Raw genomic sequence first — 20,492 nt, forward strand, 5'->3', positions numbered from 1 at the left:
AACGTTCGTGCTGGTGCAGCATCGTCTGGATCTGATGGGTCGCCTGACGGGTGTTTTCCGCCAGCTTGCGCACCTCATCGGCCACCACCGAGAACCCGCGCCCGACCTCGCCGGCCCTGGCCGCCTCAATGGCGGCGTTCAAGGCCAGCAGGTTGGTCTGGTCGGCAATGCCCTTGATCACACTCACCACCGTGGCGATCTGGCCGTAGGTGGCCTGATTGTGTGCGAGCAGCTGTTGATGGGTGGTCTTCGCCGACTGCTCGTCGCTGATGTCACGCACCGCGCCGACCACCCGCATCAAACGACCTTGCGCATCACGCAGCGCCCGCCCGCGCTCCCTGCACCAGATGTAGTCACGGGTCTTGTGGCGCATCCGGTACTCAAACACGTACTCACCGCTGCCCTGGGGCGCAAGGATTTCCCGGTCGAAGATCGCCATGATCTTCGGCAGGTCATCGGGGTGGGTGATGCTGACCTGCGCGTCCCAGCCATCGGGCAGCTCATGGGGCGCGTAGCCCAGGAGCAGACGGAACTGATTGAAAATCCGCATGCGGCTGGCGGGATCCTGCACGTCACCGTTGACCACGGTGATGTCCCAGCAGCCTTCGGTCATGGTGCAGAGCAGCAGCTCCCAGATCTGCGTCTCGTGCTGATGCGCAAGGGCGCGCTGCGCATGCTCGCGCAACTCGGCTTCCAGCGCCTGTTCACGCTGCCCGGCCTGCTCCAGTTGCCGGTGAAGCACGGCAAGTGCCTGTTCGCTGCGCGCCCCTTCGGCAGCCTGATCGCGGGCTGATTCCTCGAGCAACAGCAACTGCCGCGCAGCCTGCGCACGTTGTGTGGCGAGTTGCTCCAGGTCGGCCTGCACCGACGGATAAGCGTGCAGTGCCTGGGTTCCCAACACCTCCCCCGCCAGCAGTTGCTTGAGGACGGCGGCAAGGTCCTGCATCGGCTGTTTTTTCTTGAAGAACATCGGCCTGGCCCTTTCTGATCGAGTCGAAACCCCGGATCTGATCGCAAACCGAGCGTGATTGCTTGTACGAGCCTGCAAGGCCTTTGCGCGTGGCTGCCATCCAAAAAGCCATGCGTCGAGCGCTATCGTGCATCTGTAGGATGGTGATCGGCTTTCAACCCGTCGATACTTGTCCCCAGGCCATGCCCACGTCCAAACGACGTTCCGGCCCTTAATGACTTCGTGACGAAAACAATAAGAATGTCGCACAGAGGTACATACGAATGAGCCGTCATGATCATGGTCACGCCAGCCTGCTGGAGGCATTCAGCGCGATGACACTGGAGCTCCAACGCCTGGCGCAGGACAAAGACATAGAACACTTCCACGAAGCGGCGCTGAGCTGCATCCGCCAGTTGCTGCCCTTCGACAGCGCCTGGTGGGGCCGGGCTGCGCTGATTGACGGCCTGCCGGAAGAACACAGCTCGTACCTCTACAACCTGCCCCGCAGCTACCTGGCCGATTGGCAATCGATTCGCCATATCGATGTGACCATCGCCAGGGTCCACGACGTGCCGGGGCAGGCGGTCATCGTCGACATGCGCAATCCCGCCAACGGGCCCGGGCTCAACTGGCTCGGCACGTGCTACGCGATTGGTGAATTGCTGTGCGTGGTGTACATCGACCCGCAAACCCACCTCAGCGATCACCTCGCGCTCTACCGTGCGCCCGACGCCCCACGCTTTACCGAGCAGGACTGCCTGCTGCTGAACAACCTCATGCGGCATCTGGTGGCGGCGGTCTCAGCCAATCAGATTCGTACCCTGGTGGCCATGCGCGAAGCCCTCACCCACCCGCGCAATCTCGCACTTGCCGTGTGCGACCAACGCGGCACCCTGCACTGTGCAGAACGTGGCTTCGTCGACTTGCTGCTGAGCGAATGGCCGGACTGGACCGGCCCTTGCCTGCCGGTCGCGATGGACGCCGGGGGCTATGACGGCAAGCACCTGCAGGTCGAGGCCTCGACGGTCGGCGACCTGCTCCTGCTGGCTGCCCGCAGCCGTACGGTGCTGATGCAACTGAGCCCTCGGGAGAATGCGGTGGCCCAGGGTTTCGGCGAAGGCAAGACCTACAAGGAAGTCGCCCGCGACCTGGGCATGTCGCCCAATACCGTGCGCCATCACATCCGCGCCATCTACAGCAAACTCGGGGTCAAGGACAAAGCCCGAATCGCCCACCTGCTGCACGCCCCGCCTGATTGATCGGCACCACTGACCCGCGCTGACTTTTTCGCTGTCGTTTTGACGGCCACGGGACACCTTTGCGCTTTTTTTGTCCCCTCTGCCACCCACGGGCGAGCCGTTCGCCACACAACACCTCAAAGAAGAGATGCCATGCCCATGATCCACACCTTCACCCGCACCACCACCCTGGCCCTGCTCGGCGGCCTGTCGAGCCTGCACGCCAGTGCGGCCGACCTCAACGCCCGGGACTTTTTCGGCGCCCCCTCGGGCACCAGCCTGGGCGTGCTGTACCTGCCGGCAAGCCGCGCCAGTGATTTCCACGGCCCGGCCGACAGCACCGGCAAGGCCGACCTGAAGGTCAACGCCGTGGCGTACCGCCAAGTGTTCTTCACCGACCTCTGCGGCACCCTCTGTACCCCACAGTTCATCGTGCCTTTCGCCGACATCAACGCCCGCCTGCCGGGTGCCGGCCAACGCAGCGCAGAAAGCGGTTTCGGTGATCCCCAGGTCGGCGGCACGGTGTTTTTCATCAACGATCCGGCCTCGCGCACCTACAGCGGCCTACTGACCCTGATCACCCTGCCTGTGGGCGAATACCACGGTAACAATCCCGATGTATCGCCCGGTGCCAATCGCTGGGGCACCACCTTTGTCTACAACTACACCCAGGGCATCGGCGAAAAGTGGGTGCTGGAAGCCAACCTCGAAGCCCAGCTCTACGGCAAGAACGACAACTACTTCGGCAGCGACCTGAAACAGGACCCGCTGTACCGCCTGCAAGCCTTTGCCTCCTACGACTTCACACCCAGCACCTACGGCGCACTGCGACTGATCCACGCCGATGGCGGCGAATTGCGGATCAATGACCAGCGCATCGACAACACCCACAAGCGCTACACCCAAGTGGGCTTCGAGGTTGGTCACTGGCTGGATAAACAGAACCAGTTGATGTTCGGCCTCTCGCAGAACGTCGCCACCGACAACGGCTATCACGGTACCGACGCGCTGCTGCGCCTGGTCCATGTGTTCTGAATCCCCTCATCGGAGCTTGCCCATGAACACCCAGACCCAACCGCTGACCGATGAACGCGCCCACGCCTCATCCCCATTGGCATTGCTGGCCGCCATCGTGCTGTTCGCTGCCATCACCCCGACCATTCTCATGACCGCACCGGCCGTGGCTGCGCAACTGGCGACGCAATGGCAGTTGAGCCCGTCACAGATCGGGGACCTGTTCTCCACCGAACTCGGCGCCATGAGCCTGGCCACCCTGCCCGCACTGTGGTGGCTCAAGCGTGTCGACTGGCGCCGCGCCGCCTTGCTGGCCGGGTTGCTGTTCATCGCCGCCAACCTGCTCTCAATGCTGGCCCGCGACTACCCGATACTCCTGGCACTGCGCTTTTGCAGCGCCCTGGCTGGTGGCTCGTTGATGATCATCTGCCTGTCCAGTGCAGCCTCCACGGCCAATCCCGGGCGTGTCTACGGGTTATGGGTGATGGGGCAACTGGTGGTCGGGGCGATCGGTCTGAGCATCCTGCCCCGGCTGTTCGAGCACTACGGGCTGTCAGCCTGCTACCTGATCCTCGCCGCCTTGATGACGCTCTTTCTGCCCCTGGCACGGCACTTTCCCCAGGGCAGCCCGGCGCCTGAAAAAGCCGCCGAGCGCATCGCCCTCGCCTCCCGGTGGAAAGCCGCACTGGGCATTCTGGGCCTGCTGAGTTTCTACGTCAGCCTGAGCGGTGTCTGGACCTTTATCGGTTCCATCAGCAGCCATGCCGGCCTCTCTGCCGAGGCCAGTGGCGAGATTCTGGCGCTCGCCACGGTGATGGGCATCGTCGGGGCCGGTTGTGCCTCGCTGATCGGCGACCGTCTGCCACGCCTGTTGCTGTTACTGCTGGGGTACGCGTTGATGGCAGGCGCCGTGCTGTTGCTGCTGGGCCAGCCCGACATGCTGCGTTTTGCCTTGGCGGCGCTGCTCTTCAAGTTCACCTGGACCTTCATCCTGCCGCTGGTCCTGGCCTGCCTGGCCGACCTCGACCGCTCCGGAAAATTGATGAACACCTCCAACCTGGTGATCGGTGGCGGCCTGGCCATCGGCCCGACCGTGGCTGGCCGGATGATCGAAGCCAGCGGCGGCTTCCAATCACTGCTGATCGCAGGGGCGTGCATCACCGTGCTGTCCCTGGTGTTGATACTGGGCAGCCGCCCAAATGCCTGACAGGCCCTTTTACCCCAACGAAAATGGAAAGACGATGAGCCGAAAAAGTGCATTTTTCTTCGACGAACTCAGCCTCTGGCACAGCGCCGGGTTGCACGCCTTGACCTTACCGGTGGGCGGGTGGGTGCAGCCGCCTGCCGCCGCCGGCCACGCCGAGTCACCGGAAACCAAGCGTCGCTTGAAGAGCCTGCTGGACGTTTCCGGCCTGACCCGCCACTTACAGGTGCGCAGTGCCAACGCGGCCACCGCTGAAGACCTGCTGCGGGTGCACACGCCCAACTACCTGCAACGCTTCAAGGCGATGAGCGATGCCGGGGGCGGCGAATTGGGCCCCCACGCGCCCATCGGGCCAGGCAGTTATGAAATAGCCAGGCTCTCCGCCGGGCTGGCCATGGCGGCAGTGGATGCGGTGCTGTGCGGCGAGGTCGACAATGCCTATTCTCTGTCACGCCCACCCGGCCACCACTGCCTCGCCGACAACGCCATGGGCTTCTGCTTCCTGGCCAACATCGCCATCGCCATCGAAGCCGCAAAAGCACGGCGTGGCCTGGGCAACGTCGCGGTGATCGACTGGGACGTGCACCACGGCAACGGCACCCAATCGATCTTCGAAGAACGCGGCGACGTGCTGACGATTTCCCTGCACCAGGACGGCTGTTTCCCGGCAGGTTACAGCGGTGAAGCGGATCGCGGGCGCGGCCCGGGGCTGGGCGCGAATATCAATATCCCGCTGCCCCCAGGCAGCGGTCATGAGGCGTATCTGCACGCGATGGAGCGTATCGTGATTCCGGCGCTGGAGCGCTTCGAGCCGGAATTGATCATTGTTGCCTGCGGCTACGACGCCAACGCGGTCGACCCACTGGCGCGAATGCTGTTGCACAGTGACTCGTTCCGGCACATGACCCGTCTTGTACGCCAAGCAGCCGAACGCCTGTGCCAGGGCCGCCTGGTGCTGGTGCACGAAGGCGGCTACTCCGAAGCCTATGTACCGTTTTGCGGGCTGGCGACCATTGAGGAATTGGTGGGCGTCAGGACACAGGTCGGCGACCCCATGCTTGAGTTTGTGCAGTTGCAGCAACCGAACGCGGCGCTGGCGGCGTTTCAGTTGCGCTTGATTGATGAGTTGGCCGAAGCCCGCTGAGCGTGACGCAAAAAAATCCGATGTCGTTGCCGGCATCGGATCTTGGCCAGTCAGCAGTGGCTGATCAGTCGCTGCAACACCGTCTTGAAGGTGTCGATCTGGTCCTGGCTGAACTCGGCGAACACCTTCTCCTGCTGCTCCCGTGCGATGGCCCAGAGGTCTTCGGTCTGCTCGATACCCGCCGCGGTCAGGCGCACGCCGTGCTCGTCGTCATCGACCAGCCCCTTGCGCTTGAGGTTGGCCACGGCGTCGTCGATTTCCCGCACCGGCATCGCCACTTCACGCAGCAGGTCGCTGGCGCTCAGGCGGGCATCATTCTCCAGCACCATCAGCATCCGCGCCTCGTTGGTGCGCAGGCCGGTGGACAGTTGCCGGGGCTGGTAGCTGGACTGGTAGGCGCGTACCGCCTGGGTCATCAGGTAATACAGGTTATGGCTCAGGCGCCCCTGGAAGTGGCTGCTCGGCGGTTGGCTTTCGTCGCGCCTCGTCATGCGCGTGTGGGGCAGGACCATGGAGTAGGCGCCCTGGTGGTAGAGCAGCGGCGAGCGCCCGAAATCGTCGAAGGCCACCACCTTGCCGATCATGATCCAGTGATCGCCGCCATCCACCTGCTGGTATTTCTCGCAGTGAAAACGTGCCGCACAATCGGCGAACACCGGCGCCCCGCCCTCCCCCGGGGCATAGGCGATCTCGGCGAAGCGGTCGTCCTTGGGCCGGGCAAAATTGTTCGACAGGTCGATCTGGTCCGCCGCCAGCACGTTGACCGCGAAGTGGCTGGCCTCCTCGAACACCCCATGACTGCTGGAGCGTTTGTCGATGCTCCACAGCACCAGCGGTGGGTCCAGGGACACCGAGTTGAAGCTGTTGGCGGTAACGCCCACCTTGCGGCCGGAGGCGTCGGCGGCGGTGACCACGGTCACGCCCGTGGCAAAGTTGCCCAGGGCCCGGCGAAAGGCGCGTGGGTCGAAGGTCGATTCAGACATGCAAGACTCCCGGGCTGCGTCAGGCGCAGCCCTGATTGTTGTTTTCAAAAGCAGCTTCAGATCATGCTCGGATCGGGCTCCAGGCCCATCAGCTCGCGGCCGAGGATCTGTGCACAGACGTCGTAGTCGGTGTAGGCATGGGCGCCGGTCATGTGCGAGTCGCGGAACAGGCGCTGCATCTCGTTGTGCTCGAACCAGGCGTTGCCGCCGGCGGCTTCGAACAGACGGTCCACCGCCTGGATGCACATCTTGGTCGCGTAGGCCTGGTTGGTGCGCCAGAACGCCAGGGTCTGGCGGCTGGGGTAGCGCTGCTGCTCACTGTGTTCGGCGTGTTCGTCCCAGGTTTTCTCGAGGAAGGCGCGCGCGGCGGCCACCTGGTGCGTCGACTCGGCCAGGCGCATCAACGCCGGGGTCGCGGCACCGACTGCCGCGCCGGTGTAGGCGCGCACGCGGGTCCTGGTCTTTTCGCGGAACACCTCGAGCATCCGCTCGGCGACGCCCAGGCTGACGGTGGAAAAGCCACTGGCAAAATACGGCCGGTACGGTGAGTAGAAAATCCTGCTGTCGGGGTACAGCCCGAAGCCGGCGGACTTGCCTTCCATCATGTCCTTGGCTTTCTGGATGCGGTGTTCCGGCACCCAGGCCTTGTCGATGATCAAGGTCTTGGTGCCGCTGCCCTTCATGCCGGCGGCAAACCAGTCATCGCGGATCTGGTAGTCACTGCGCGGCAGCACCGCGAAGCAGTAATCCTGGGAGCCCTGGGGGTTGTTGCGGCGGAACCCCACGATCGCCCACTCGGCGTGATCACAGCCGCTGCTCCAGCCCATTTCCCCGCTGAACAGCACGCCGCCCTCGACTTCCTCGGTGCGCCCGAACGGCGCGATGCTGCTGCTGGCCGTGGCATCCGGGTCTGTGCCCCAGACCTCCTGCTGCAGTTGGGCCGAGAACAGTGCCAATTGATGGCTGTGGGTACACAACAGGCTCATGGCCCAGGCCGTGCTGGCGCAGGCCCCGGCGAGCAAGGCGATGCAGTCGGCAAACTGCGGCAGCGACAACTCCATGCCGCCGAACACTTTCGGCTGAAACACACGGTGCATGCCGATGCTCTTGAGCAGCGCAATATTCTCGGCGGGCACCTGGCGGTCCTGCTCGGCCACGAAGGCATTGGCGGCGATGGTCGGCAGGATGGACTTGAGGTCTTCAAGGAGCGGGTTTGGCTTTTTCATGGATGGCCCTGCTTATTATTGGATGTCCGGGCAGTGCCAGAAATCAAGGCGTGGCGCCGGATGCAGGGCCAGTATGGAGCGTGCCTTCCTGGCAGGACATGCACCTTCCAGAGTCAAGATTGTACTTTTCAAAGGCTGCGGCTGATCCGTCGTGCACAGGCGCTGGCAGCCACAGACATGCCCCTCGGCAGCCACAGTCAAGCCCGTTCCGGCCACTGGGATTAACCTCGGGCTTTTCAATCTCTGCCACCAGGAAAAACCCCATGAGCGATATTCCACTGCTGCCCCAGGTTGAAGCCTTCCTCCGTCGAACCCATACGTTGTTCATTGACGGTGGCTACGTCGAGAGCCATTCCAGCCAGCGGTTGGAGGTGATCAACCCGGCCACCGGCCAGGTCATCGCCGATGTCGCCGACGCCGACCCGGCCGACATTGACGCGGCCGTGGCGTCCGCGAGCCGAGGCTTCAAACAGTGGTCGCAGGTCGCACCGGCGGTGCGCGGCAACGTGCTGTTCAAACTGGCCGACCTGCTGGAGCAACACCGCGAAGAACTGGCACAGATCGAAACCTGCCAGTCAGGCAAGATCATCCAGATTTCCCGCGCCTTCGAAGTCGACCAGGCCGCGCACTTCCTGCGTTACTACGCCGGCTGGGCCACCAAGATCAGCGGCCAGACCATCACCCCATCGTTGCCCTCCTTCGCCGGCGAGCGCTACACCGCGTTCACCCTGCGCGAGCCGGTCGGAGTGGTGGTCGGCATCGTGCCGTGGAATTTCTCGACCATGATCGCCATCTGGAAACTCGCCTCGGCGCTGGTGACCGGTTGCAGCATCATCATCAAGCCCAGCGAGTTCACGCCGCTGACCATCCTGCGCATCGCCGAACTGGCGATTGCCGCCGGCCTTCCCGCCGGTGCGCTGAACGTCTTGACCGGCGGCGGCAGCGTCGGCAAAGGCCTGATCGAACACCCCGGCACCGACAAGGTGTCGTTCACCGGCTCCGTGCCGACCGGGATTGCGGTGGGCCAGAGTGCCATGGGCGCCGGGCTGACCCGCGCCACCCTTGAACTGGGCGGCAAGAACTCGGCCGGGTTCCTGCCCGATGTGGACCTGGACAAGGCCGTCAACGGCATCATCGAAGCGGGCTTTTTGCACTCCGGGCAAATCTGCGCCGCCGCCGAACGCTTCTTTGTGCATCGTTCGCAGATCGAAACGGTGATGGGCAAACTGGCCCAGCGCCTGAGCACGCTGAACATCGGCTCGCCTCTGGACGAGCGCACCGAATTCGGCCCGGTCACCAACCGCCAGCACCAGCTCAAACTCGGCGAGTTCTTCGCCAAGGCCCGTGCCGAAAACAACCGCATCATTCACGGTGGCAACCTGATCGACCGGCCGGGCTGTTACGTCGAGCCGACGATCATCCTCGCCAACAGCGTCAACGACACCCTGCTCAACGAAGAGACCTTCGGCCCCATTGCCACGTTCTTGCCGTACGACAGCGAAGAAGAACTGCTGGCCTTGATGAACAACACTCCCTACGGCTTGAGCGCCAGCCTGTGGACCAACGACCTCAGCAAAGCCCTGCGCATGGTGCCCGCCATCGAGGCCGGCACAGTGTGGGTGAACATGCACACGATGCTGGACCCGGCGGTGCCGTTTGGCGGCAACAAGTCCTCCGGGATAGGCCGGGAGTTCGGCAGCGCCTTCATCGAAGACTACACCGAGTTGAAGTCAGTGATGATTCGCTACTGAATCCAACCAGTGGATCCATTGAAACGTAATCGTCCGATAATCGCCCAATAAAACAACCACAATAGATTGACTCTCCATAAGGCCAGCCATTTAATGGATCCATTAAATAAAAACAATCCGCCGCCTGGAGAGTCATCATGTACCCCAAGAACACCTGGTATGTCGCCTGCACCCCCGATGAAATCGCACACAAGCCCCTGGGTCGACAGATCTGCGGCGAAAAGATGGTGTTTTATCGTGGTCAGGAAGGCGCCGTGGTGGCGGTCGAGGACTTCTGCCCCCATCGCGGCGCGCCGCTTTCACTGGGGTATGTCGAGAACGGCAACCTGATCTGCGGCTACCACGGCCTGGTCATGGGCGGCGACGGCAAGACCGTGGAAATGCCCGGCCAGCGGGTACGTGGTTTTCCCTGCAACAAGACCTTTGCCGCCGTTGAACGCTACGGCTTCATCTGGGTATGGCCCGGCGATCAGGCCCAGGCCGACCCGGCGCTGATCCACCACCTGGAATGGGCCGTGAGTGACCAGTGGGCCTATGGCGGCGGGCTGTTCGATATCCAGTGCGACTACCGCCTGATGATCGACAACCTGATGGACCTGACCCACGAAACCTACGTGCACGCCTCCAGCATCGGCCAGAAGGAAATCGACGAAGCGCCGCCCGTGACCACGGTGGACGGCGATGAAGTGGTCACCGCCCGGCACATGGAAAACATCATGGCCCCGCCGTTCTGGCGCATGGCCCTGCGCGGCAATAACCTTGCCGATGACGTGCCGGTGGACCGCTGGCAGATCTGCCGCTTCACCCCGCCCAGCCATGTATTGATCGAAGTCGGCGTGGCCCACGCCGGCAAAGGTGGCTATAACGCCGCCCCCGAACACAAGGCTGCGAGCATCGTGGTCGACTTCATCACCCCGCAAACCGAGACCTCGATCTGGTACTTCTGGGGCATGGCGCGCAACTTCAACCCCCATGATGAGGCACTGACCGCAAGCATTCGCGAGGGCCAGGGCAAGATTTTCAGCGAGGACCTGGAGATGCTCGAACGCCAGCAACAGAACCTGCTGGCCCATCCGCAGCGCAACCTGCTCAAGTTGAATATCGACGCGGGTGGCGTGCAATCGCGCAAGATCCTGGAGCGACTGATTGCCAAGGAACGCGCCCTCGAACCGCAACTGATCGCCACCACCACCGCCTGAACAGCGCGACAACTTTGCGAGGACTGAACATGATCGATGTGGTGGTGGTATCCCGTAACAACGAAGCCCAGGACATTTGCAGCTATGAACTGGCCAGTGTCGATGGCCAGCCGCTGCCGGCCTTCAGTGCCGGCGCGCATATTGACGTGCACCTGCCCGATGGGGTGATCCGGCAATATTCCCTGTGCAATCACCCCGAAGAACGTCATCGCTACCTGATCGGCGTGCTCAAGGACCCGGCCTCCCGGGGTGGCTCGCGCAGCCTGCACGAGCAGGTTCACGAGGGCGCCCGCCTGACCATCAGCGAACCACGCAACCTGTTTCCCCTGGTCCACGACGCGCGTCGCAGCCTGCTGTTTGCCGGTGGCATCGGCATCACCCCGATCCTGTGCATGGCCGAGCGCCTGGCCCATGCGGGTGCCGACTTCGAGCTGCATTACTGCGCCCGTGCCAGCGAGCGTGCGGCGTTTGTGCAGCGGCTCGAGGCGTCGCCGTTTGCCGCGCGGGTGTTCCTGCATTTCGACGAGCAGCCCCACACCGCGCTGAACATCGCCGAAGTGCTGGCAGCGCCCGCCGATGACGTGCACCTGTATGTCTGCGGCCCCGGCGGGTTCATGCAGCATGTGCTCGACAGCGCACGCGTGCAGGGCTGGCAGGAAGACTGCCTGCACCGCGAATACTTCAGCGCGGCCCCGGTGGACAGCAGCCTCGACGGCGGCTTTTCGGTGAAGCTCGGCAGCAGCGGCCAGGTCTTTGAAATCCCCGCCGACAAGACCGTGGTCCAGGTTCTGGAAAGCCACGGTATCGAGATTGCCGTGTCCTGCGAACAAGGGATTTGCGGCACCTGCCTGACCCGTGTGCTGGAGGGCATACCGGAGCACCGCGACCTGTTCCTCACCGAGCAGGAACAGGCCCTGAATGACCAGTTCACGCCCTGCTGCTCGCGCTCGAAAACCCCGCTGCTGGTACTCGATATCTGACAGGGTTCACGACGCCGGCAAAATCACCTTCATGCGCGCGGCGGCGGTGGCTGAGCTGAAGATCTCGGCATAGCGCAACGTTGCATTGGCGTGCTCGCGCATGATGGCTTCGGCCCGCGCGCCCTGGCGATTGACCAGGGCATCGAAAACCGAATGATGCTGCATGTGGGCATAGTTGAAGCGTCGGTACTCGCGGGCCATGTCCTCGCGATCCACCGCCAGCGCGGTCACCGAGGCGAACGGCAGGTGATCATTGCGGGCCAGCGCGTCGGCGATCGCCGGGTTGTGGCTGCCTTCGACGATGACCTGGTGAAAGCGCATATTCAGGTCGTGATAGACCTCAAGGTCATCCTCGGTCACGTAGCCCTTTTCGAACAGTTGATCGCCTTCCACCAGGCAGCGCTCCAGCGCCGCACGCGCCGCAGTGGACAAGCCCTGCTCGGCGGCTTGCCGTGCCGCCAGGCCTTCCAGGACGCCGCGCACTTCGACGGCGCCGGCGATGTCGCTGGGGCTGACCGAGCGCACCTGATAGCCACGCCCGCCAAACGGCACCAGCAGTCCTTCCTGCTCAAGGGTACGAAAGGCCATGCGCACCGGCATGCGCGACACGCCGAACAGCTGCGCCGTGGGAATCTCCATCAGCCGCTCGCCCGCCGCCAACTCCCCGCTGGCAATCATCTTGCGCAGTGCAACCAGCACCAATTGACCGGGTTTACTCATCCAGGCAACTTCCAGAAAACGTGAGCCGCCATGGTACCGCAAGTAGTACCGCAAGCACCTGGCCGCGTCAGATGAACGCCAGCGCTGCCCGTGCCCCGTCTATGGCGCCCAGGTGCTGCGCCAGCCGCGACGGCAGGTAATCGAAAAAGAACCCGGCGCTTTGCAGCTTGGCGGCACGCAGCGGATCGTCTTCGCGCAGGGCCCTGGAGACCCGCGCGGCCCGCGCCCAGGCAAAGGCCAGCAACGCCACGCCACAGAGCTGGAGGAAATCCGGCGCCGCCCGATAGGGGTATTCACTGTCCTCGTGGGTGCGTTCACGGATGGCGTGCACCACACTGGCCAACGCGTCGCACAGGCTGGCCAACGCAGCGGAAAAGCCTGCGCATTCCTCATACTGCGCGCCCTGCCCGGCCTCGGCGCGCAACTCGGCCAGCAGCAGGCCAAAGGCTCGGCCGTCATCCCCCAGCACCTTGCGCAGCAACAGGTCATTGGCCTGGATCTCGTTACTGCCCTCGTAGATCATCGCGATGCGGCTGTCCCGCAGGGTTTGCTCGATGGCGAACTCGGTGACGTAGCCGTAACCGCCGAACACCTGCAGCCCATGGCTGGCCTGGCGAAAGCCCTGTTCGGTGAAAAACGCCTTGATGATGGGCGTCAGCAACGGCGCCAACCGGGCGGCCGACGAGTCCTGGTCATGCTCGGCCTGATCAAGCAGGTGCGCCGCCCAATAGCCGATGGCGCGCATGCCCTCGCTGGTGGTGCGCAGCTCCAGCAACACGCGGCGCATGGCCGGGTGATAACGGATCGGGTCTGCCGCCTGGGCCACCACCTCTTCCGGCCTTGACGGCGCACGCATCTGCAAGCGTTCGGCGGCGTACTGGCGAGCGTTCTGCCAGGCCGCCTCGACATGCCCCAGGCCTTGCAGGCCCACATGCAGGCGCGCCGAATTCATCATCACGAACATCGCCGCCAAGCCGCGATTGGGCTCGCCGACCAGCCAGCCCTGAGCGGCGTCGAACACCAGGGAGCAGGTGGCGCTGCCCTTGATGCCCATCTTGTGTTCGATGCCGTCGCAGTGCACGCCATTGGCCCGGCCATCGTCCAGCTGCTTGGGCACCAGGAACAGTGAAATGCCACGGCTGCCCGGCGGCGCATCGGGCAGGCGCGCCAGCACCAGGTGCAGGATATTCGCCGTGAGGTCGTGCTCGCCGCCGGAGATAAACAGCTTGCTGCCGCTGAGGCGATAACTGCCATCCGCCTGGGGCTGCGCGCGACAGCGCAGCAAGCCGACATCGCTGCCGGCCTGGGACTCGGTGAGGCACATGGTGGGCAAGGCCTGGCCACTGACGATGTCGGGCAGGTAGCGTGCCTGCAACCATGGGGCGGCGTGGGTCTTGAGACACAGATAGGCACCGTGGGCGATCCCGGTGTACATGGCCCAGGCGTGGTTACTGGCGTAAAGCATCTCTTGCAGCGCCGCATCGAACAGTTGCGGCAAGCCCTGCCCGCCGTGTACCTCGGCACACGCCAGCGCCGGCCAGCCCCCCTCGACATAGGCGCGATAGGCCTCGACGAAGCCGTCCGGGGTGCTGACCCGGCCCGCCTGCCAGCGGCAGCCCTGGCGATCACCGCTGCTATTCAACGGCGCCAGCACGCCCTGGCTGAAGCGTGCCGCCTCCTCCAGCACCTGTACTGCCAGCGGCAGGTCCAGGGCCGCGAATGCCGGGTGGCGCTGCCAGATATCGGGCGCCTGCAACCAGTGTTCCAGGACAAATTGCATATCGCCCAGGGGCGCCTCATAGCTCCACATCGGAACACCTCATCGACAAAAAAGAATCGTGCGCTTCAAGCCCGGTAGGCAGGGTTCTCGATCAGCAACGCCATGCCCTGCCCGCCGCCCACGCACGCCGCGGCAATTCCGTAGCGCAGGTTGTGCTGGCGCAGTTGTCGGGCCAGGGTCATCACCAGGCGCAAGCCGGTGGCGGCCAACGGATGCCCCAGGGCAAGGGAGCCGCCCTCGACGTTGAGGCGGCTGCTGTCCAGCTCCAGTTCATGGGCCACCGCCAGTACCTGGGCGGCCTGGGCTTCGTTGATCTCGAAGCGGCCGATGTCACCCAGGTTCAACCCGCTGCGTTGCAGCAGCAGGCGGATCGCCGGTGCCGGGCCGATGCCCATGAACTCTGGGGCCACACCGACCACCGCGCTAGCCAACAGCCGCGCCAGGGCCGGACGCGTGCAGGCCGAGGCACGCCCCACCAAAGCCGCCGCCGCACCATCGACCACCGCGCAACTGTTGCCGGCGGTTTGCACGCCGCCTGGATGCACGGCGCGCAAGCGCGTCAGGGCCGCAAGGTCAGTGGGTCGTGGGTGGCTGTCAACGCTGACGGCACTGGCACGGCGCGCGAGGCTGATGCCTCTGGGCTGATACCCCTCAAGCTCGAACACCTGGTTATCGACCGTGACGATTTCTTCCGCCCACGCGCCCTCACGTTGCGCCTGCAAGGCACGCTGATGGCTGTCGCAGGCGTGGCGGTCCACGGCCTTGCGGCTCAGGCCATAACGGCGCGCCAGGTTGTCGGCGGTGGCGATCATGTCCAGGCCGGGGGCCGGGTCGTACAGGGCCTCCCAGAGAAAATCCTTGAATTGCACCTCGCCGCCGAGGCGAAACCCATCCCGATGGGTGTAGGCCGCAATCGGGTTGCGCGACATGGATTCACTGGCCACGCACAGCGCCAGTTGCACCTCGTCGCGCAGTTGTTCAGCGGCCTGGCGCAGCAGCTCGAAACCGGTGGCGCAGATGCGCTGCACCCCCAGTGCCGGGACCGCTTGCGCCACCCCGCTGTACAAGCCGATATGCCGAGGCAGCAAGTAGGCATCGAAACTGGCCTGGGCCATGGAGCCGGCCAGCACGCTGTCCACCGCCAGGGGGTCGATGCCGGCCCGGGCCAGCACTTCGCGGCCGACCTTGATTCCCAAATCGATAGGCGACACCTGGGACAGTGCACCGCCAAGGTCGACCCACGGCGTGCGCACCGCCGCGAAAATCGCCGCATCGGCAAACGCCGAATACTGCCCGACGCTGCTCAAGGCTTGGGCCCGGCGCGAAGGATCGTAGGGTCTTCACCGCGATACAGCGCCTCGACCCTGGCCGCGCGCCATTGCAACACGGCGCGCTGGTTGATCGAACCCTTGTCGGTGATTTCCCCGCGATCGATGGATGCTGGCTCGTCGAGCAGGGCAATCCATTCCAGGCGACTGGCATTGCCGGTGGCCTCGCGGTTGAGGCGCTGCAACCAGTCGCCGAACCACTGGCGTACCGGCGCGCTGGCCAGCACCTCGGCGTCGCTGGCGTCAGCGCTCAAACCGGCCAGCCGACGGCACTCGTAGAGCCGGGGGAATACCAGGGCGCCCAGGCATTCGCGGTCCGGCGCGGCAATCACCAGGTCCTGCACATAGGGCGCGCCGTCGAGCACCGCGCGATTGCGCAACGGGCCGACACTGACAAACACCCCGGAAGACAACTTGAAATCCTCGGCGATGCGCCCGTCGAACATCAGCCCCAGTTGCGGCTGGTGCGGGTCGGCGAGCTTGATCGCGTCACCTGAACAGTAGAAACCCTGGTCGTCGAACACCTCGGCGGTTTGCTCCGGCGCCCGCCAGTACCCCGGCATGATGTGCGGCCCGCGGAAGCGCCCTTCGAACTTGCCGTCCAACGGCACCAGGCGCACCTCGCAGCCCGGCGCGGGCAAGCCGATGTAGCCGGCCATGGACAACGGCCCGGTGGTGAAGGTGCAGGACGGCGCGGCTTCGGTCATGCCCAGCCCGGCCATCATGCGGATACGTTCACCGCAGTGCTGTTCGGCCACGCGGTCGAGGCGATCCCAGATACTTTGCGACAGGCCGGCGGCGGCAAAGAAGAACAGTTTCATCCGCGCAAAAAAGCGTTCGCGCAACTCGGCGTCCTGTTCCAGGGCGTTGACCAGCTCTTCCCAGCCCTTGGGCACCGTCAGGTAGGCCGTGGGCGAGATGTCCTTGAGATTGCGCAGGGTCTCGGCAAAGCCCTGGGCGGTCGGCTTGCCATCGTCGAGGTAAAACGTGCCGCCGTTGTAGAGCACGATGCCGACGTTATGGCTGCCACCGAAGGTGTGGTTCCACGGCAGCCAGTCCACCAACACCGGCGGTTCCTCACCGAACACCGGGAACGTCTGCAACAGCATTTGCTGGTTGGCACAGAGCATGCGCTGCGTAGTGATCACCGCCTTGGGCAACTTGGTCGAGCCCGAGGTGAACAGGAACTTGGCGATGCTGTCGGGGCCGGTGGCCTGGAACGCCGCGTCGGCCTCGGCGCCGCCCGGCGTTTGCAGCAGGCTGGCGAAGCTGGCCTGAGTGCGCCCAGGCACATGGCCGCGTACGCTGAGCAGCGGAGTTTCGGCCGGCAGGACGGCGTCGATGGCACGCTGGTAAGCGGCCCCATCGCTGACGAACACCAGGCCCGGTTGCAGCAGGTCGCACACATGCCGCAGCTTGGCGAAATCCTGGGACAACAACGAATACGCCGGCGACACCGGGCAGTAGGGAATGCCGGCGTACATCGCACCGAGGGCGACCTGCAAATGCTCGATGTCGTTGCCCGACAGCAAGGCCAGCGGCTTATGCGCCGAGAGCCCGTAACGCAACAGGCCCTGGGCAATCGCACGCACGCTGTCGAGCATCTCGCGGTAGCTGACCCGGCGCCAATCACCACCGGCCTGACGCGCCGCGATAAACGTCTGCTCGGGCCGCACCTGGGCCCAATGCACTAGGCGATCGAGCAGGCGCGCCGGCAACTCGGCCAGGGGCTCCAGGGAGCGCATATGCAGCACGCCGTGTTCTTCAGTGACCGCCACCGCTGCGTGGCCGATGGAGACCTCGCGGTATCGCGGTGCGGGCTGGGGTTGCGGTCTGAATTCGGAACTCACAAGGGTGTCCTCCAGCAAGGCGGGTCAACGCCGCCTTGTTATTGTTATGTCGCGACGCCTGCTCAGATCGGGTAGTGCCGTGGCCCGTTCTGCAAGGTCACCCAGCGCAATTGCGTGAAGTGCTCGATCGAGGCCTTGCCGCCGAAGCTGCCGTAGCCGCTGGACTTGACCCCGCCAAACGGCATCTGCGCCTCGTCATGCACGGTCGGGCCGTTGATATGGCAAATACCCGACTCGACCCGCTGCGCCAGGGCCAGTGCACGCCCGGTGTCACGGCTGAAGATCGCCGCCGAGAGGCCGAACTCGGAGTCGTTGGCCAGGCGCAACAAGGCTTCATCCCCGTCACCGCGCAGCAGCACCGCCACCGGGCCGAAAGATTCTTCGCGGTACAGGCGCATATGCTCGGTAACGCCATCGATCAGGGTCGGCTGCAGGATGCTGCCGTCCAGTTGGCCACCCACCACCAGCCGCGCGCCCTTGGCGAGGGCATCGTCGATCAGGGCCTTGATGCGCGTGCCGGCACCGGCGTCCACCAGGGAACCCAGGACCGAATCCGCCGCCACGGGATCGCCCGCGCGCAGGGTCGCGACCTTGGCCGCCAACTTGGCGGTGAAGGCATCGGCGACCTTGGCATCGACAATCAGGCGCTCGGTGGACATGCAAATCTGGCCCTGGTTGAAATAGGCACCAAAGGCCGCCGCTGCCACCGCCGCGTCGAGGTCGGCGTCGTCGAGCACCAGCAACGGCGCCTTGCCGCCCAGTTCCAGCAAGGCCGGCTTGAGGTGACGCGCCGAGAGCTCGCCGACAATCCGCCCCACATGGGTCGAGCCGGTGAAGTTGACCCGGCGCACGGCCGGGTTGGCGATCAGGCGCTCGACAATCGCAGCGGCATCCGCCGGGGCATTGCTGATGACATTGACCACGCCATCGCCCAGGCCGGCATCCTGCAACACCTGGCCAATCAGGCGGTGCACCGCCGGGCTCAGCTCCGAGGCCTTGAGCACCACGGTATTGCCGCAGGCCAGCGGCATGGCGATGGCGCGGGTGGCGAGGATCACCGGGGCATTCCACGGCGCGATGCCCAGCACCACGCCGCAGGGCTGACGCAAGGCCATGGCGAAACTGCCGGGAACATCGGAGGGGATCACTTCACCGGTGATCTGGGTGGTCATCGACGCCGCTTCGCGCAGCATATTGGCCGCCAGGCGCACGTTGAAGCCATACCAGTTGGCCATGGCGCCGGTTTCGCCGGCGGCGGCGATAAATTCGGCGCTGCGCGCTTGCAATTGCTCGGCAGCCTTGAGCAAGCGGGTGCGGCGTTCGTTGGGCGCCAGCGCCGCCCACGCGGGGAACGCGGCGTGGGCCGCGGCGACGGCGGCGTCGGCATCTTCCAGGGTGGCGGCGGCCACCCGCGAGACCACTTCACCGGTCACCGGGTTGCGGCGCTCGAAGGTTCGACCGTCACGGGCGGGGCACGACTGGCCGCCGATCAACAGGGGCACGTCCAGCATGGTGATTCCTCTTTATTGTCTTTATCGGGAATACGTTCAAGCAGGGTACAACGGCGCGGCCAGGCGGCCGCGCCCTTCAGCGTTTATACGCCTGCAGGCCAGGCTTGATGCTCTTGTCGTCGAGGAACTGTTTCATGCCCTGCTCGCGACCGCCTTCGGTGTCGAGCAGGCGCGACTGATCGAGCTTGGCGTAGAGGTAATCCTCGTTCTGCTCCCAGGTCAATTCGCGGCAGCGCTTGAAGCCATGCTTGGCGGCACGCAGCACCACCGGGTTTTTCTCCAGCAGGTTGCGCGCCAGTTCGATGGTCACCTCGCGCAGTTGAGCCAGCGGCACGCTTTCGTTGACCAGGCCCATTTCGGCGGCTTTCTGCCCGCCAAAGGTCTTGCCGGTCATGATGTAGTACAGCGATTGGCGATGGCCCACGGTATCGGCCATGGCCTTGCTCACCAGGTTGCCCGGCGGGATGCCCCAGTTGATTTCCGAAAGGCCGAAGGTCGCTTCGTCCGCACAGATCGCCAGGTCGCAGGCCACCAATGGGCTGAAACCACCGCCGAAGCACCAGCCATTGACCATGGCGATGGTCGGCTTGGCGTACATGCGCAGCAGTTTCCATTGCCATTGCGAGGCTTCGCGGCGGATTTTTTCCTGGAGGATTTCCGGGCCGGCGTCCACTTCGCGGAAGTATTCCTTGAGGTCCATGCCGGCGGTCCAGGCTTCGCCGGCGCCAGTCAGCACCAGCACGCCGGCGGCAGGGTCCTGCTCGAGGGTTTCAAGGACGTCGATCATTTCCCGGTTCAGGGTCGGGCTCATGGCGTTGCGTTTTTCCGGACGATTGAGAATGACCCAGGCGATGCCTTCTTCGATCTCAACCTTGACGGTGGTCCAACGGCCTTCGTAATTGCTCATGGCGGTACGCTCTTGTTCTGGGTTTGAAGATGAGTCGAAATTAAACCGCAAATATAGTTATGTCAATTAACTATTAATCCGGATAACCAATATTTTTACGCGATGAAACCTGTGTTTTCCAGGCGTTGTGAAAAGCCGGCATAGCCATGGCGCGCCAACCCCGGCAAACTAGATAGCCTTCTTAACCTCCACCTTCTGAGGATTGCACTGCCAATGGCCAAGCCTTCCACCATCGCCGCCGCCAGCCAGGCCCTGCCCGACAACGACGAGGTACGGCCGCCGCTGGATTCAGCCCTGGACGATCTGATCGGCTACGCCATGCGCCGCGCCCAGCTCAAGCTGTTCCAGAACCTGATCGGCCGGCTGTCGGACCACGACCTGCGCCCCGCACAGTTCTCGGCCCTGGCAATCATCGAGCAGAACCCCGGGCTGATGCAGGCCGACCTGGCCCGCGCACTGGCCATCGAGCCGCCCCAGGTAGTGCCGTTGCTGAACAAGCTGGAAAGCCGCGCCCTCGCCGTGCGGGTGCGCTGCAAGCCGGACAAGCGCTCCTACGGGATCTTCCTCAGCAAGAGCGGCGAAACCCTGCTCAAGGAGCTCAAGGCGATCGCCGCCCAGAGTGACCTGGACGCCACGGCCGCCCTTGACGCCCAGGAACGCGAAGAGCTGCTGCGCCTGCTGAAGAAGGTCTACCAGGACTGAGCG

General features: G+C 64.4%; 16 protein-coding genes and 2 pseudogenes. 8 read left to right on the forward strand and 10 right to left on the reverse strand.

What is annotated here, in order from left to right; translation table 11 throughout:
• Positions 1-10 precede the first annotated feature (10 nt).
• Positions 11-298 (reverse strand): annotated as a pseudogene (locus AC07OP_RS16000) (methyl-accepting chemotaxis protein); the annotation flags it as partial.
• Between the two features lie 9 nt (positions 299-307).
• Positions 308-1,276 (reverse strand): annotated as a pseudogene (locus AC07OP_RS16005) (PAS domain-containing protein); the annotation flags it as partial.
• On the opposite strand from AC07OP_RS16005, the gene AC07OP_RS16010 reads away from it, so the two are divergent.
• From AC07OP_RS16010 to AC07OP_RS16025, 4 genes are all read left to right on the forward strand, one after another.
• Complete coding sequence (locus AC07OP_RS16010) at positions 1,234-2,211, forward strand: helix-turn-helix transcriptional regulator (protein WP_141157321.1); 978 nt, start codon at positions 1,234-1,236, stop codon at positions 2,209-2,211. The pseudogene AC07OP_RS16005 and the gene AC07OP_RS16010 overlap by 43 nt on opposite strands.
• Positions 2,212-2,343: 132 nt before the next feature.
• Positions 2,344-3,225: a transporter gene (locus tag AC07OP_RS16015; RefSeq protein WP_143491237.1), complete on the forward strand. Its 882-nt coding sequence runs from the start codon at positions 2,344-2,346 to the stop codon at positions 3,223-3,225.
• Positions 3,226-3,247: 22 nt separating this feature from the next.
• On the forward strand, positions 3,248-4,411 hold the full coding sequence (locus AC07OP_RS16020) for an MFS transporter (RefSeq protein WP_092359669.1): 1,164 nt from the start codon (positions 3,248-3,250) through the stop codon (positions 4,409-4,411).
• A 34-nt stretch (positions 4,412-4,445) separates the two neighbouring features.
• Positions 4,446-5,552, forward strand: coding sequence for a class II histone deacetylase (locus AC07OP_RS16025; RefSeq protein WP_495101923.1), 1,107 nt, complete (start codon positions 4,446-4,448; stop codon positions 5,550-5,552).
• 50 nt (positions 5,553-5,602) lie between these two features.
• Here the strand turns inward: AC07OP_RS16025 and AC07OP_RS16030 are convergent, their stop codons facing one another.
• Together AC07OP_RS16030 and AC07OP_RS16035 are read right to left on the reverse strand one after the other, a co-directional pair.
• Positions 5,603-6,535: a p-hydroxyphenylacetate 3-hydroxylase reductase component gene (locus AC07OP_RS16030; protein ID WP_495101922.1), complete on the reverse strand. Its 933-nt coding sequence runs from the start codon at positions 6,533-6,535 to the stop codon at positions 5,603-5,605.
• Between the two features lie 56 nt (positions 6,536-6,591).
• Positions 6,592-7,761, reverse strand: coding sequence for a p-hydroxyphenylacetate 3-hydroxylase oxygenase component (locus AC07OP_RS16035; protein ID WP_092359674.1), 1,170 nt, complete (start codon positions 7,759-7,761; stop codon positions 6,592-6,594).
• A gap of 263 nt (positions 7,762-8,024) precedes the next feature.
• Here AC07OP_RS16035 and AC07OP_RS16040 point away from each other — a divergent pair, with 263 nt between their 5' ends.
• From AC07OP_RS16040 to AC07OP_RS16050, 3 genes are all read left to right on the forward strand, one after another.
• Positions 8,025-9,512, forward strand: a complete 1,488-nt coding sequence (locus AC07OP_RS16040) for an aldehyde dehydrogenase family protein (RefSeq protein ID WP_421147957.1) — start codon at positions 8,025-8,027, stop codon at positions 9,510-9,512.
• Positions 9,513-9,649: 137 nt separating this feature from the next.
• Positions 9,650-10,711, forward strand: coding sequence for a Rieske 2Fe-2S domain-containing protein (locus AC07OP_RS16045; RefSeq protein ID WP_495101921.1), 1,062 nt, complete (start codon positions 9,650-9,652; stop codon positions 10,709-10,711).
• Between the two features lie 29 nt (positions 10,712-10,740).
• Positions 10,741-11,691 carry a PDR/VanB family oxidoreductase gene (locus tag AC07OP_RS16050; RefSeq protein WP_495101920.1) on the forward strand — a complete coding sequence of 317 codons (951 nt, stop codon included), beginning with the start codon at positions 10,741-10,743 and terminating at the stop codon, positions 11,689-11,691.
• A gap of 6 nt (positions 11,692-11,697) precedes the next feature.
• Here the strand turns inward: AC07OP_RS16050 and AC07OP_RS16055 are convergent, their stop codons facing one another.
• The 6 genes from AC07OP_RS16055 to AC07OP_RS16080 all read right to left on the reverse strand — a co-directional run bounded on the left by AC07OP_RS16055 (position 11,698) and on the right by AC07OP_RS16080 (position 19,787).
• A complete protein-coding gene (locus tag AC07OP_RS16055) occupies positions 11,698-12,411 on the reverse strand; it encodes a GntR family transcriptional regulator (RefSeq protein ID WP_065923936.1) in 714 nt (237 codons plus the stop codon).
• A 67-nt stretch (positions 12,412-12,478) separates the two neighbouring features.
• Positions 12,479-14,221 (reverse strand): acyl-CoA dehydrogenase, encoded by a 1,743-nt coding sequence (locus AC07OP_RS16060; RefSeq protein ID WP_495101919.1) that lies wholly within the window; start codon positions 14,219-14,221, stop codon positions 12,479-12,481.
• Between the two features lie 35 nt (positions 14,222-14,256).
• Positions 14,257-15,498 carry a thiolase family protein gene (locus AC07OP_RS16065; RefSeq protein ID WP_495101918.1) on the reverse strand — a complete coding sequence of 414 codons (1,242 nt, stop codon included), beginning with the start codon at positions 15,496-15,498 and terminating at the stop codon, positions 14,257-14,259.
• Positions 15,495-17,369 (reverse strand): feruloyl-CoA synthase, encoded by a 1,875-nt coding sequence (locus AC07OP_RS16070; RefSeq protein WP_495101917.1) that lies wholly within the window; start codon positions 17,367-17,369, stop codon positions 15,495-15,497. Before AC07OP_RS16070 ends, AC07OP_RS16065 begins: the two co-directional genes overlap by 4 nt.
• 62 nt (positions 17,370-17,431) lie before the next feature.
• The gene (locus tag AC07OP_RS16075) at positions 17,432-18,880 is read right to left on the reverse strand and encodes an aldehyde dehydrogenase (RefSeq protein WP_053139707.1); all 1,449 of its coding nucleotides are present in this window, start codon (positions 18,878-18,880) and stop codon (positions 17,432-17,434) included.
• Positions 18,881-18,956: 76 nt separating this feature from the next.
• The gene (locus AC07OP_RS16080; RefSeq protein ID WP_010567568.1) at positions 18,957-19,787 is read right to left on the reverse strand and encodes a p-hydroxycinnamoyl CoA hydratase/lyase; all 831 of its coding nucleotides are present in this window, start codon (positions 19,785-19,787) and stop codon (positions 18,957-18,959) included.
• Between the two features lie 213 nt (positions 19,788-20,000).
• Between AC07OP_RS16080 and AC07OP_RS16085 the strand changes: the two genes are divergently transcribed.
• Positions 20,001-20,489 (forward strand): MarR family winged helix-turn-helix transcriptional regulator, encoded by a 489-nt coding sequence (locus tag AC07OP_RS16085; protein ID WP_065939631.1) that lies wholly within the window; start codon positions 20,001-20,003, stop codon positions 20,487-20,489.
• The last annotated feature ends 3 nt before the right edge of the window (positions 20,490-20,492 follow it).

It is taken from the genome of Pseudomonas sp. GW821-FHT09D08, from assembly GCF_059416305.1.

Excerpts from the sequence above, each read along its gene's own strand:
- AC07OP_RS16010 (WP_141157321.1), top strand. The coding sequence starts at position 1,234 with ATGAGCCGTCATGATCATGGTCACGCCAGCCTGCTGGAGGCATTCAGC.
- AC07OP_RS16015 (WP_143491237.1), top strand. The coding sequence starts at position 2,344 with ATGCCCATGATCCACACCTTCACCCGCACCACCACCCTGGCCCTGCTC.
- AC07OP_RS16020 (WP_092359669.1), top strand. The coding sequence starts at position 3,248 with ATGAACACCCAGACCCAACCGCTGACCGATGAACGCGCCCACGCCTCA.
- AC07OP_RS16025 (WP_495101923.1), top strand. The coding sequence starts at position 4,446 with ATGAGCCGAAAAAGTGCATTTTTCTTCGACGAACTCAGCCTCTGGCAC.
- AC07OP_RS16030 (WP_495101922.1), bottom strand. The coding sequence starts at position 6,535 with ATGTCTGAATCGACCTTCGACCCACGCGCCTTTCGCCGGGCCCTGGGC.
- AC07OP_RS16035 (WP_092359674.1), bottom strand. The coding sequence starts at position 7,761 with ATGAAAAAGCCAAACCCGCTCCTTGAAGACCTCAAGTCCATCCTGCCG.
- AC07OP_RS16040 (WP_421147957.1), top strand. The coding sequence starts at position 8,025 with ATGAGCGATATTCCACTGCTGCCCCAGGTTGAAGCCTTCCTCCGTCGA.
- AC07OP_RS16045 (WP_495101921.1), top strand. The coding sequence starts at position 9,650 with ATGTACCCCAAGAACACCTGGTATGTCGCCTGCACCCCCGATGAAATC.
- AC07OP_RS16050 (WP_495101920.1), top strand. The coding sequence starts at position 10,741 with ATGATCGATGTGGTGGTGGTATCCCGTAACAACGAAGCCCAGGACATT.
- AC07OP_RS16055 (WP_065923936.1), bottom strand. The coding sequence starts at position 12,411 with ATGAGTAAACCCGGTCAATTGGTGCTGGTTGCACTGCGCAAGATGATT.
- AC07OP_RS16060 (WP_495101919.1), bottom strand. The coding sequence starts at position 14,221 with ATGTGGAGCTATGAGGCGCCCCTGGGCGATATGCAATTTGTCCTGGAA.
- AC07OP_RS16075 (WP_053139707.1), bottom strand. The coding sequence starts at position 18,880 with ATGCTGGACGTGCCCCTGTTGATCGGCGGCCAGTCGTGCCCCGCCCGT.
- AC07OP_RS16080 (WP_010567568.1), bottom strand. The coding sequence starts at position 19,787 with ATGAGCAATTACGAAGGCCGTTGGACCACCGTCAAGGTTGAGATCGAA.
- AC07OP_RS16085 (WP_065939631.1), top strand. The coding sequence starts at position 20,001 with ATGGCCAAGCCTTCCACCATCGCCGCCGCCAGCCAGGCCCTGCCCGAC.